This is a genomic window from Streptomyces sp. NBC_01788, from assembly GCF_035917575.1.
Lineage (GTDB): Bacteria > Actinomycetota > Actinomycetes > Streptomycetales > Streptomycetaceae > Streptomyces.
The window spans coordinates 4,652,287-4,664,082 of sequence record NZ_CP109090.1; the positions used below are offsets into that span (position 1 = coordinate 4,652,287).

At 66.7% G+C, this 11,796-nt stretch carries 6 protein-coding genes; all 6 read left to right on the plus strand.

Annotation, left to right across the window (positions count from 1 at the left end; translation table 11 throughout):
* The first annotated feature begins 34 nt into the window (after positions 1 to 34).
* The gene (rpoB, locus tag OIE49_RS21175; protein WP_100569729.1) at positions 35 to 3,520 is read left to right on the plus strand and encodes a DNA-directed RNA polymerase subunit beta; all 3,486 of its coding nucleotides are present in this window, start codon (positions 35 to 37) and stop codon (positions 3,518 to 3,520) included.
* Between the two features lie 96 nt (positions 3,521 to 3,616).
* Positions 3,617 to 7,516 (plus strand): DNA-directed RNA polymerase subunit beta', encoded by a 3,900-nt coding sequence (locus OIE49_RS21180; protein WP_326803664.1) that lies wholly within the window; start codon positions 3,617 to 3,619, stop codon positions 7,514 to 7,516.
* A gap of 230 nt (positions 7,517 to 7,746) precedes the next feature.
* The gene (locus OIE49_RS21185) at positions 7,747 to 8,295 is read left to right on the plus strand and encodes a DUF1707 and DUF4190 domain-containing protein (protein ID WP_401737379.1); all 549 of its coding nucleotides are present in this window, start codon (positions 7,747 to 7,749) and stop codon (positions 8,293 to 8,295) included.
* 332 nt (positions 8,296 to 8,627) lie between these two features.
* Positions 8,628 to 8,999, plus strand: a complete 372-nt coding sequence (gene rpsL / locus OIE49_RS21190) for a 30S ribosomal protein S12 (protein ID WP_003948652.1) — start codon at positions 8,628 to 8,630, stop codon at positions 8,997 to 8,999.
* A gap of 2 nt (positions 9,000 to 9,001) precedes the next feature.
* Complete coding sequence (gene rpsG, locus OIE49_RS21195; protein WP_003992340.1) at positions 9,002 to 9,472, plus strand: 30S ribosomal protein S7; 471 nt, start codon at positions 9,002 to 9,004, stop codon at positions 9,470 to 9,472.
* 39 nt (positions 9,473 to 9,511) lie between these two features.
* The gene (gene fusA / locus OIE49_RS21200) at positions 9,512 to 11,638 is read left to right on the plus strand and encodes an elongation factor G (protein WP_100569731.1); all 2,127 of its coding nucleotides are present in this window, start codon (positions 9,512 to 9,514) and stop codon (positions 11,636 to 11,638) included.
* Positions 11,639 to 11,796: the final 158 nt, after the last annotated feature.

The window sequence follows — 11,796 nt, forward strand, 5'->3', positions numbered from 1 at the left end:
CGTAGTGAGTCCGAGCCCTCGGAAGGACCCCCTCTTGGCCGCCTCGCGCAACGCCTCGACCGCGAATACGAACAACGGCGCCAGCACCGCCCCGCTGCGCATCTCCTTTGCAAAGATCAAGGAGCCCCTCGAGGTTCCGAACCTTCTCGCGCTGCAAACCGAGAGCTTCGACTGGCTGCTCGGCAACGACGCGTGGAAGGCTCGCGTCGAGGACGCTCTGGAGTCCGGTCAGGACGTCCCCACCAAGTCCGGCCTCGAGGAGATCTTCGAGGAGATCTCCCCGATCGAGGACTTCTCCGGGTCGATGTCGCTGACGTTCCGCGACCACCGCTTCGAGCCGCCCAAGAACTCGATCGACGAGTGCAAGGAGCGCGACTTCACGTTCGCGGCCCCGCTCTTCGTCACCGCTGAGTTCACCAACAACGAGACCGGCGAGATCAAGTCCCAGACCGTCTTCATGGGCGACTTCCCGCTCATGACGAACAAGGGCACTTTCGTCATCAACGGCACCGAGCGTGTCGTGGTGTCCCAGCTGGTCCGTTCCCCCGGTGTCTACTTCGACTCCTCCATCGACAAGACGTCCGACAAGGACATCTTCTCCGCCAAGATCATCCCGTCCCGGGGTGCCTGGCTGGAGATGGAGATCGACAAGCGCGACATGGTCGGTGTCCGCATCGACCGCAAGCGCAAGCAGTCGGTCACCGTCCTGCTGAAGGCGCTCGGCTGGACCAACGAGCAGATCCTCGAGGAGTTCGGCGAGTACGAGTCGATGCGCGCCACCCTGGAGAAGGACCACACCCAGGGCCAGGACGACGCGCTGCTGGACATCTACCGCAAGCTGCGCCCGGGCGAGCCCCCCACGCGTGAGGCCGCGCAGACGCTGCTCGAGAACCTGTACTTCAACCCCAAGCGCTACGACCTGGCCAAGGTCGGCCGCTACAAGGTCAACAAGAAGCTGGGTGCGGACGCCCCGCTGGACGCGGGCATCCTGACCGTCGAGGACGTCATCTCGACGATCAAGTACCTGGTGAAGCTGCACGCCGGCGAGATCGAGACCACCGGTGACAACGGCGGGATGATCGTCGTCGAGACCGACGACATCGACCACTTCGGCAACCGCCGTCTGCGCAGCGTGGGCGAGCTCATCCAGAACCAGGTCCGCACCGGTCTGGCCCGTATGGAGCGCGTCGTCCGCGAGCGCATGACCACGCAGGACGTCGAGGCGATCACGCCGCAGACCCTGATCAACATCCGGCCGGTCGTCGCCTCCATCAAGGAGTTCTTCGGCACCAGCCAGCTGTCGCAGTTCATGGACCAGAACAACCCGCTGTCGGGTCTCACCCACAAGCGCCGCCTGTCGGCCCTTGGCCCGGGTGGTCTCTCCCGTGAGCGGGCCGGCTTCGAGGTCCGTGACGTGCACCCCTCGCACTACGGCCGCATGTGCCCGATCGAGACGCCTGAAGGCCCGAACATCGGTCTGATCGGCTCGCTCGCCTCCTACGGCCGGGTCAACGCGTTCGGGTTCGTCGAGACCCCGTACCGCAAGGTCAACGACGGCCAGGTCACCGACGAGGTCGACTACCTGACCGCCGACGAGGAGGACCGCTTCGTCATCGCGCAGGCCAACGCCACGCTCGGCGACGACCTGCGGTTCGCCGAGGCCCGCGTGCTGGTCCGCCGCCGTGGCGGCGAGGTCGACTACGTCAGCCCCGAGGACGTCGACTACATGGACGTCTCGCCGCGCCAGATGGTGTCGGTCGCGACCGCCATGATCCCCTTCCTCGAGCACGACGACGCCAACCGTGCCCTCATGGGCGCGAACATGATGCGCCAGGCCGTTCCGCTCATCAAGTCGGAGTCCCCGCTCGTCGGCACCGGCATGGAGTACCGCTCCGCCGTCGACGCCGGCGACGTCGTCAAGGCCGAGAAGGCCGGTGTGGTCCAGGAGATCTCCGCCGACTACATCACCACGACCAACGACGACGGCACGTACATCACGTACCGCCTGGCCAAGTTCGCCCGTTCCAACCAGGGCACCTCGGTCAACCAGAAGGTCATCGTCAACGAGGGCGACCGTGTCATCGAGGGCCAGGTCCTCGCCGACGGCCCGGCCACCCAGAACGGCGAGATGGCGCTCGGCAAGAACCTGCTGGTCGCGTTCATGCCGTGGGAGGGTCACAACTACGAGGACGCGATCATCCTGTCGCAGCGCCTCGTCCAGGACGACGTCCTCTCCTCGATCCACATCGAGGAGCACGAGGTCGACGCCCGTGACACCAAGCTCGGCCCCGAGGAGATCACCCGGGACATCCCGAACGTCTCCGAGGAGGTCCTCGCCGACCTCGACGAGCGCGGCATCATCCGCATCGGCGCCGAGGTCATCGCCGGCGACATCCTCGTCGGCAAGGTGACCCCGAAGGGCGAGACCGAGCTGACCCCCGAGGAGCGCCTGCTGCGCGCGATCTTCGGTGAGAAGGCCCGTGAGGTCCGTGACACCTCGCTGAAGGTGCCGCACGGCGAGACCGGCAAGGTCATCGGCGTGCGCGTCTTCGATCGCGAGGAGGGCGACGAGCTGCCGCCGGGCGTGAACCAGCTGGTCCGCGTCTACGTCGCGCAGAAGCGCAAGATCACCGACGGTGACAAGCTCGCCGGCCGTCACGGCAACAAGGGCGTCATCTCGAAGATCCTGCCGATCGAGGACATGCCGTTCCTGGAGGACGGCACCCCGGTCGACATCATCCTCAACCCGCTGGGTGTGCCGTCCCGAATGAACCCGGGACAGGTCCTGGAGATCCACCTCGGCTGGCTCGCCAGCCGCGGCTGGGACGTCTCCGGCCTCGCGGACGAGTGGGCCGAGCGCCTCCAGGCCATCGGCGCCGACCAGGTCGCCCCCGGCACCAACGTGGCCACCCCGGTCTTCGACGGTGCCCGTGAGGACGAGCTGGCGGGTCTGCTCCAGCACACCATCCCGAACCGCGACGGCGACCGCATGGTCCTCCCGTCCGGCAAGGCGCAGCTGTTCGACGGCCGTAGCGGTGAGCCGTTCCCGGAACCGATCTCGGTCGGCTACATGTACATCCTGAAGCTGCACCACCTGGTCGACGACAAGCTGCACGCGCGTTCGACCGGTCCGTACTCGATGATCACCCAGCAGCCGCTGGGTGGTAAGGCCCAGTTCGGTGGCCAGCGCTTCGGCGAGATGGAGGTGTGGGCCCTCGAGGCCTACGGCGCCGCCTACGCCCTCCAGGAGCTGCTGACCATCAAGTCCGACGACGTCACCGGCCGCGTGAAGGTCTACGAGGCCATCGTCAAGGGCGAGAACATCCCCGAGCCCGGCATCCCCGAGTCCTTCAAGGTGCTCATCAAGGAGATGCAGTCCCTGTGCCTGAACGTGGAGGTGCTGTCCAGCGACGGTATGTCCATCGAGATGCGTGACACCGACGAGGATGTCTTCCGCGCCGCGGAGGAGCTCGGCATCGACCTGTCCCGGCGCGAGCCGAGCAGCGTCGAAGAGGTCTGACGGGAGTCCGGCGGGCCTCCTGACCAGGAGGCCCGCCGACCCCCAGGCCCCCGTTTCAGACCACAGACTTACAACCCTGAGAGGGATTGACGCATAGTGCTCGACGTCAACTTCTTCGACGAGCTCCGGATCGGCCTGGCCACCGCTGACGACATCCGTCAGTGGAGCCACGGCGAGGTCAAGAAGCCCGAGACGATCAACTACCGCACCCTCAAGCCGGAAAAGGACGGGCTCTTCTGCGAGAAGATCTTCGGTCCCACCCGGGACTGGGAGTGCTACTGCGGCAAGTACAAGCGTGTCCGCTTCAAGGGCATCATCTGCGAGCGCTGCGGCGTCGAGGTCACCCGCGCCAAGGTGCGCCGTGAGCGGATGGGCCACATCGAGCTGGCCGCGCCCGTCACCCACATCTGGTACTTCAAGGGCGTCCCGTCGCGCCTGGGCTACCTGCTGGACCTGGCCCCGAAGGACCTTGAGAAGGTCATCTACTTCGCGGCGTACATGATCACGTACGTCGACGACGAGCGCCGTACCCGCGACCTGCCGTCGCTGGAGGCCCACGTCTCCGTCGAGCGCCAGCAGATCGAGCAGCGCCGCGACGCCGACCTGGAGGCCCGCGCCAAGAAGCTCGAGACGGACCTCGCCGAGCTGGAGGCCGAGGGTGCCAAGGCCGACGTGCGCCGCAAGGTGCGCGAGGGTGCCGAGCGTGAGATGAAGCAGCTGCGCGACCGCGCGCAGCGCGAGATCGACCGCCTCGACGAGGTGTGGACCCGGTTCAAGAACCTCAAGGTCCAGGACCTCGAGGGCGACGAGCTGCTCTACCGCGAGCTGCGCGACCGGTTCGGCACGTACTTCGACGGCTCGATGGGTGCCGCGGCGCTGCAGAAGCGCCTGGAGTCCTTCGACCTCGAGGAGGAGGCCGAGAAGCTCCGCGAGATCATCCGCACCGGCAAGGGCCAGAAGAAGACTCGCGCCCTGAAGCGCCTGAAGGTCGTCTCCGCGTTCCTGCAGACGTCCAACAGCCCCAAGGGCATGGTCCTGGACTGCGTGCCGGTCATCCCGCCGGACCTGCGTCCGATGGTGCAGCTGGACGGCGGCCGCTTCGCGACCTCCGACCTGAACGACCTGTACCGCCGTGTCATCAACCGCAACAACCGCCTGAAGCGGCTTCTCGACCTCGGCGCGCCCGAGATCATCGTGAACAACGAGAAGCGCATGCTCCAGGAGGCCGTCGACGCGCTCTTCGACAACGGCCGCCGCGGCCGCCCGGTCACGGGCCCCGGCAACCGTCCGCTGAAGTCGCTGTCCGACATGCTCAAGGGCAAGCAGGGCCGCTTCCGTCAGAACCTGCTCGGCAAGCGCGTCGACTACTCGGCCCGTTCCGTGATCGTCGTCGGCCCGCAGCTCAAGCTGCACCAGTGCGGTCTGCCGAAGGCGATGGCGCTGGAGCTCTTCAAGCCGTTCGTGATGAAGCGCCTGGTCGACCTGAACCACGCGCAGAACATCAAGTCGGCCAAGCGCATGGTCGAGCGCGGCCGCACGGTCGTGTACGACGTGCTGGAAGAGGTCATCGCGGAGCACCCGGTTCTGCTGAACCGTGCGCCCACCCTGCACCGCCTCGGCATCCAGGCCTTCGAGCCGCAGCTGGTCGAGGGCAAGGCCATCCAGATCCACCCGCTCGTGTGCACCGCGTTCAACGCGGACTTCGACGGTGACCAGATGGCCGTGCACCTGCCGCTGTCCGCGGAGGCGCAGGCCGAGGCCCGCATCCTGATGCTGTCCTCGAACAACATCCTCAAGCCGGCCGACGGCCGTCCGGTGACGATGCCGACCCAGGACATGGTCCTCGGTCTGTACTTCCTCACCACCGACGCCGAGGGCCGCGAGGCCAAGGGCGAGGACCGCTCGTTCGCGTCGGTCGCCGAGGCGATCATGGCGTTCGACGCCGGTGAGCTCTCGCTCCAGTCGCGGGTGGACGTCCGCTTCCCGGTGGGCACCATCCCGCCGCGCGGCTGGACCCCGCCGGTCCGCGAGGAGGGCGAGCCGGAGTGGCAGCAGGGTGACTCCTTCCGCCTGAAGACGACCCTGGGCCGCGCGCTCTTCAACGAGCTGCTGCCCGAGGACTACCCGTTCGTCGACTACGAGGTGGGCAAGAAGCAGCTCTCCGAGATCGTCAACGACCTCGCCGAGCGCTACCCGAAGGTCATCGTGGCGGCCACGCTCGACAACCTGAAGTCGTCCGGCTTCTACTGGGCCACCCGCTCCGGTGTCACCGTCGCCATCTCCGACGTCGTCGTTCCCGAGGCGAAGAAGGAGATCGTCAAGGGCTACGAGGCGCAGGACGAGAAGGTCCAGAAGCAGTACGAGCGCGGTCTGATCACCAAGGACGAGCGCACCCAGGAGCTCATCGCGATCTGGACCAAGGCGACCAACGAGGTCGCCGAGGCGATGAACGACAACTTCCCGAAGACCAACCCGATCTTCATGATGGTTTCCTCGGGCGCCCGAGGAAACATGATGCAGATGCGTCAGATCGCCGGTATGCGCGGTCTGGTGTCGAACGCCAAGAACGAGACCATCCCGCGGCCCATCAAGGCGTCGTTCCGTGAGGGTCTGTCCGTGCTGGAGTACTTCATCTCCACGCACGGTGCCCGTAAGGGTCTGGCCGACACCGCCCTGCGTACCGCCGACTCCGGTTACCTCACCCGTCGTCTGGTCGACGTCTCCCAGGACGTCATCATCCGCGAGGAGGACTGCGGCACCGAGCGCGGCCTCAAGCTGCACATCGCGGAGCGCGGTGCGGACGGCGTGCTGCGCAAGGCGGACAACGTCGAGACGTCCGTGTACGCGCGCTGCCTCGCCGAGGACATCGTGGTCGACGGCCAGGTGCTGGCCCCGGCCGGCACCGACCTGGGCGACGTGCTCATCGAGGAGCTCGTCTCCCGCGGCGTCTCCGAGGTCAAGACCCGCTCGGTCCTGACCTGCGAGTCCGCGGTGGGCACCTGCGCCATGTGCTACGGCCGCTCGCTCGCCACCGGCAAGCTGGTCGACATCGGTGAGGCGGTCGGCATCATCGCCGCCCAGTCCATCGGTGAGCCCGGCACCCAGCTGACGATGCGTACCTTCCACACCGGTGGTGTGGCCGGTGACGACATCACCCAGGGTCTGCCGCGTGTCGTCGAGCTCTTCGAGGCCCGTACGCCGAAGGGTGTCGCCCCGATCTCCGAGGCGGCCGGACGCGTCCGGATCGAGGAGACCGAGAAGACCAAGAAGATCGTCATCACCCCGGACGACGGCAGCGACGAGACGGCGTTCCCGATCTCGAAGCGTGCCCGTCTGCTGGTCGGCGAGGGCGACCACGTCGAGGTGGGCCAGAAGCTCACCGTGGGTGCCACCAACCCGCACGACGTGCTGCGCATCCTGGGTCAGCGGGCCGTCCAGGTCCACCTGGTCGGCGAGGTCCAGAAGGTCTACAACTCGCAGGGTGTGTCGATCCACGACAAGCACATCGAGATCATCATCCGGCAGATGCTCCGCCGCGTGACGATCATCGAGTCCGGCGACGCCGAGCTGCTGCCCGGCGAGCTGGTCGAGCGCTCGAAGTTCGAGCACGAGAACCGTCGTGTGGTCCAGGAGGGCGGTCACCCGGCCTCCGGTCGTCCGCAGCTCATGGGTATCACCAAGGCCTCGCTGGCGACCGAGTCCTGGCTGTCGGCGGCGTCCTTCCAGGAGACGACCAGGGTCCTGACGGACGCGGCGATCAACGCCAAGTCCGACTCCCTGATCGGCCTCAAGGAGAACGTCATCATCGGTAAGCTCATCCCGGCCGGTACGGGTCTGTCCCGCTACCGCAACATCCGGGTCGAGCCGACCGAGGAGGCCAAGGCCGCGATGTACTCGGCCGTCGGCTACGACGACATCGACTACTCGCCGTTCGGCTCCGGCTCCGGCCAGGCCGTTCCGCTGGAGGACTACGACTACGGTCCGTACAACCAGTAAGCGAGCAGCTTGAAGGGCGGCCACTCCCACTGCGGGGTGGCCGCCCTTCGGCGTGTCCGCAGCGTGATTCGGCCATGGATGTCCGATGAAGTTCGTTCAGTCCCCGAACGGGCGCGCCGTCCCGTAACGAGATGGCCCCCTTTGGCGCATGATGGAAGGACACGCGCGGTCCGGGGGAGGTCCCAGTGTCGTACCAACCGTCGTATCCGTCATGGCAGCCGATGCAGCCCATGCAGCCGATGCAGCCCATGCAGTCCTGGCAGGGGGGACAGGGGGTCCCGCAGCCGTGGCAGGGCCCGGGCAGCCCGTCGATGCTGGCTTCCCACGCCGACCGCGAGCGGGCCGTGGACGTGCTCAGGGCGGGATTCGGCGAGGGCCGCCTGGACGAACGGGAACTCGACCAGCGCATCGCACGGGCGTACCAGGCGCGTACGGTCGGGGAGCTGGCGCTGCTGGTGGCGGACCTGCCGCAGGGGCCGGTGCCGCTCACCTCGGCGGTGGCCCCGATCGCGCCGTCCACGTTCCTGCCGGTGCCGCCGCCCACCAACGGCAAGGCCGTCGGCTCCCTGGTCTGCGGGGTGCTCACGCTGATGACGGCCGGTGTGACGGGCCTGCCGGCGGTGGTCCTGGGACACGCCGCCCGCGCGGAGATGCGGCGCACCGGGGAGGGCGGTGACGGCCTCGCGCTGGCCGGCCTGGTCCTGGGCTGGCTGTCCGTCGCGGGCTGGGCGGTGGTCCTGACCCTGCTGGTCATCGCCGGGATCGCGGGGTCGGGATGACGCGGGCATTCCGCTGTTCGAAGATCACATTCCGTGAATTCGAAGATCGCCCGCGGGTCCCCGACTTGACAAGACCCGCGGGGCGCGGCGGGCGGGGCCCATTTGTTTTGACCACAGCGAATGAGGTAGGTACGCTCAGACCTTGTGCCTGGGGTGTGCCCTGGCTTTCGTGCGTGCCTTCAAACCGCACCGGGAGCCGTTGACGGCCACCGTGATCTAGCGCCTCTTTCTGCCTTGCGGTGGGAGTCTGCGGGATTCGACACACCCGACCGCGTGGGTCGGCGGTGTTCCAGGTTAGCTGTACCCATCGGCACACAGAAACCGGAGAAGTAGTGCCTACGATCCAGCAGCTGGTCCGCAAGGGCCGGCAGGACAAGGTCGAGAAGAACAAGACGCCCGCACTCGAGGGTTCGCCCCAGCGTCGTGGCGTCTGCACGCGTGTGTTCACGACCACTCCGAAGAAGCCGAACTCGGCCCTCCGTAAGGTCGCGCGTGTGCGTCTGACCAGCGGCATCGAGGTCACGGCTTACATTCCGGGTGAGGGACACAACCTGCAGGAGCACTCCATCGTGCTCGTGCGCGGCGGCCGTGTGAAGGACCTGCCGGGTGTTCGCTACAAGATCATCCGCGGTTCGCTCGACACCCAGGGTGTCAAGAACCGCAAGCAGGCTCGCAGCCGTTACGGCGCCAAGAAGGAGAAGTAAGAATGCCTCGTAAGGGCCCCGCCCCGAAGCGCCCGGTCATCATCGACCCGGTCTACGGCTCTCCTCTGGTGACCTCCCTGATCAACAAGGTGCTGCTGAACGGCAAGCGCTCCACCGCCGAGCGCATCGTCTACGGTGCCATGGAGGGTCTGCGTGAGAAGACGGGCAACGACCCGATCATCACGCTGAAGCGCGCGCTTGAGAACATCAAGCCGACCCTCGAGGTCAAGTCCCGTCGTGTCGGTGGCGCCACGTACCAGGTTCCGATCGAGGTCAAGCCCGGTCGTGCCAACACCCTGGCGCTGCGCTGGCTGGTCGGTTACTCCCGCGCCCGTCGCGAGAAGACCATGACCGAGCGCCTGCTCAACGAGCTCCTCGACGCCTCCAACGGCCTCGGTGCCGCGGTGAAGAAGCGCGAGGACACGCACAAGATGGCCGAGTCCAACAAGGCCTTCGCGCACTACCGCTGGTAGTCGCTACCCCATCGAGAACCGAGAGAAGACTGAAGCCTTATGGCTACCACTTCACTTGACCTGGCCCATGTCCGCAACATCGGGATCATGGCCCACATCGACGCGGGCAAGACGACCACCACCGAGCGGATCCTGTTCTACACCGGTGTGTCCTACAAGATCGGTGAGACCCACGAGGGTTCCGCCACGATGGACTGGATGGAGCAGGAGCAGGAGCGTGGCATCACGATCACCTCTGCTGCCACCACCTGTCACTGGCCGCTGGACAACGTCGACCACACGATCAACATCATCGACACGCCGGGTCACGTCGACTTCACCGTCGAGGTGGAGCGCTCCCTGCGTGTGCTCGACGGTGCCGTGACGGTGTTCGACGGCGTCGCCGGTGTCGAGCCCCAGTCCGAGACGGTGTGGCGTCAGGCGGACCGCTACGGCGTTCCCCGCATCTGCTTCGTGAACAAGCTCGACCGCACCGGTGCCGAGTTCCACCGCTGCGTCGACATGATCAAGGACCGCCTGGGCGCGCAGCCGCTGGTCATGCAGCTGCCGATCGGTGCCGAGGCCGACTTCAAGGGCGTTGTGGACCTGGTCCGCATGAAGGCGCTCGTGTGGTCCGCCGAGGCCGCCAAGGGCGAGATGTACGACGTCGTCGACATCCCGGCCACGCACACCGAGGCCGCCGAGGAGTGGCACGGCAAGCTGGTCGAGGCCGTCGCGGAGAACGACGAAGAGATCATGGAGCTGTACCTGGAGGGCAACGAGCCCACCGAGGAGCAGCTGCACGCCGCGATCCGTCGTATCACCATCGCGTCCGGCAAGGCCTCCGAGACCACGATCACCCCGGTGTTCTGTGGCACCGCGTTCAAGAACAAGGGCGTCCAGCCCCTGCTCGACGCGGTCGTGCGCTACCTCCCCACGCCGCTCGACGTCGAGGCCATCGAGGGCCACGCCGTGGGCAACGCGGAAGAGGTCATCAAGCGCAAGCCGTCCGAGGACGAGCCGCTGGCCGCCCTCGCGTTCAAGATCATGAGCGACCCGCACCTGGGCAAGCTCACCTTCGTCCGGGTCTACTCGGGCCGCCTGGAGTCCGGCACCGCCGTGCTGAACTCCGTCAAGGGCAAGAAGGAGCGCATCGGCAAGATCTACCGCATGCACGCCAACAAGCGTGAGGAGATCCCGTCGGTGGGCGCCGGTGACATCGTCGCCGTCATGGGTCTGAAGCAGACCACGACCGGTGAGACGCTGTCCGACGACAAGAACCCGGTCATCCTGGAGTCCATGGACTTCCCGGCGCCGGTCATCCAGGTCGCCATCGAGCCCAAGTCGAAGGGCGACCAGGAGAAGCTGGGCATCGCGATCCAGCGCCTGGCCGAGGAGGACCCGTCCTTCCAGGTCCACTCGGACGAGGAGACCGGCCAGACCATCATCGGCGGTATGGGCGAGCTGCACCTCGAGGTGCTGGTCGACCGCATGCGCCGTGAGTTCAAGGTCGAGGCCAACGTCGGCAAGCCGCAGGTCGCCTACCGCGAGACCATCCGCAAGGCGGTCGAGCGGGTCGACTACACGCACAAGAAGCAGACTGGTGGTACCGGCCAGTTCGCCAAGGTGCAGATCGCGATCGAGCCGATCGAGGGCGGCGACGCCTCGTACGAGTTCGTGAACAAGGTCACCGGTGGTCGCGTTCCGAAGGAGTACATCCCCTCGGTCGACGCCGGCGCCCAGGAAGCGATGCAGTTCGGCATCCTGGCCGGCTACGAGATGACGGGCGTCCGCGTCACGCTTCTCGACGGTGGCTACCACGAGGTCGACTCCTCCGAGCTCGCGTTCAAGATCGCCGGTTCGCAGGCCTTCAAGGAGGCCGCGCGCAAGGCCAGCCCCGTGCTGCTCGAGCCGATGATGGCCGTCGAGGTCACCACGCCCGAGGACTACATGGGTGAGGTCATCGGCGACATCAACTCCCGCCGTGGCCAGATCCAGGCCATGGAGGAGCGGGCGGGTGCCCGTGTCGTGAAGGGCCTCGTGCCCCTCTCGGAGATGTTCGGCTACGTCGGCGACCTCCGCAGCAAGACGTCGGGTCGCGCAAGCTACTCGATGCAGTTCGACTCCTACGCCGAGGTTCCGCGGAACGTCGCCGAGGAGATCATCGCGAAGGCCAAGGGCGAGTAACTCACCTGAGTTCCAGCCTTTAGGCTTGACTCCGGAGCCTCTCGGGGCATTCCACGGATTCGCGGCCATTCGCCGCGCACCCGGAGGAATGCCCCGGAGCTCCGGGCCATCCAGCAAAGATCACCTGGCGCCGATGAGTAAGGCGTACAGAACCACTC

Coding starts and splice junctions, on each gene's coding strand:
- OIE49_RS21185 (WP_401737379.1), top strand. CDS start 7,747: ATGCAGCCGATGCAGCCCATGCAGTCCTGGCAGGGGGGACAGGGGGTC.
- rpsG (WP_003992340.1), top strand. CDS start 9,002: ATGCCTCGTAAGGGCCCCGCCCCGAAGCGCCCGGTCATCATCGACCCG.
- fusA (WP_100569731.1), top strand. CDS start 9,512: ATGGCTACCACTTCACTTGACCTGGCCCATGTCCGCAACATCGGGATC.